Annotated in this window: 1 protein-coding gene; it reads right to left on the bottom strand. The window is 61.5% G+C overall.

Annotation, left to right across the window (positions count from 1 at the left end; all coding sequences use genetic code 11):
• Positions 1-232: 232 nt before the first annotated feature.
• A protein-coding gene (locus ATO11_RS21590) for an IS630 family transposase (protein WP_110553842.1) occupies positions 233-1,293 on the bottom strand; the annotation gives its coding sequence in 2 pieces (ribosomal slippage) (positions 233-801 and positions 801-1,293; 1,062 coding nt in all).
• Positions 1,294-1,384 lie beyond the last annotated feature (91 nt).

Genomic DNA, 1,384 nt, shown 5'->3' on the forward strand with positions numbered 1-1,384 from the left:
AGGTCACGCAGTCTTTCAAGCCAGCCAGTTCCTTCTCGATCCTGCCGGTCGAGCGTGTCTCCAAGGCGGTCAATTCCTGCGCGGAGGCCTCTGAGGCCGTCACCAACCGCTCGACGCAGGCGAGCAAGTCGCGTTCCAAGGCTGTCAGTTGGGTCATCTACTCCTCCTCGATCCGAATGCAGGTGACGTGTTGGCCGCCCATCGTGCAGGTCCTGATACCAACTTGCATTGATCAGAACTCATGCGCCCAATCGCGAAGACCTATGGTCATGATTTTCCAAGGCCGTTCAATAAGCCGGTTCCACGCTTCGCAGCAGTAGCTGAGTATGTCGTCGTAGTTTTCGAACACGTGGTTTGAGAGCCAGTTATCGCGCAGGTATTGCCAGACGTTTTCCACCGGGTTCAGTTCCGGGGCGCGTGACGGCAGGGGCAGCAGCGTGATGTTTTCGGGGATCGCGAGCGAGCCCGATAGGTGCCATCCGGCTTGATCAAGGATCACGACGCCATGAGCACCGGGTGCGACCATGGTGCTGATCTCGGCGAGATGGGCGGTCATGGCCTCGCTGTCGCAGCGCGGCATGACCAGGCCCGCGCCCTTGCCGCGCTCTGGGCAGATAGCGCCGAAGATGTAAGCGGACTGGGTCCGCTGATCGTGCGGCGCAGACGGCCTTGTCCCGCGCCGCGCCCAACGTCGGGTGATCTTGTTCTTTTGACCCACCCGCGCCTCGTCTTGGAACCAGATTTCTATCTCGGTGCCGGGCGGGAGCGTCGTGCGGACATTCGCCAAGCGGGCCGGGAAGTCTTTTTAAAAGCGTCTATCGCATCGGCGTCTTGGGCGTAATGGCGCGGGCGGGCCGAAAGTTTGGAAAAACCGAGTGCCTTAAGTTCCCGGCTGAGCGTCGCCTCGCTCAGCGAGATACCGAAGCGGTCCCAAACCCAGGCCGCAAGGTCCAGAAGGCGCCACCGTACTACGCCGTCCACCTTCGGGTTTGGTCCCCGTTCAACGACCTGCACCAACGCGGCGCGCTGTACATCGTTGAGTTTTGACGGACTCCCAGGGGCCTTGCGGGTAATCAACCCCTCCGGCCCCTCCGCATTGAAACGCATGACCCAATCCCGCACGATCTGCCGTCCGACACCGCCTGTCCGCGCGGCCTCGGCGCGGCTCCCGCCTGCATAGATGACAGCAAGCGCCAAAAGCCGCCGCGTCTGATCCGCGTCCCGGCTCCCCCGCGCCAATCGGCGCAGGTCCGATCCGTCAAAATCTTCCCGAAGTGCCAATGCCTGTCCCATGATCCACCGCCTTGTGTTTTCAGGCAGTGAGTCAGAAATCAGAGCTGAAGGGAATCCCCAATCGAGAGTCAGGCTTGGCGCAAGTTGGTAT

This window comes from Pseudaestuariivita atlantica (assembly GCF_001205715.1).
In the GTDB taxonomy this organism is placed as follows: Bacteria; Pseudomonadota; Alphaproteobacteria; order Rhodobacterales; family Rhodobacteraceae; genus Pseudaestuariivita; species Pseudaestuariivita atlantica.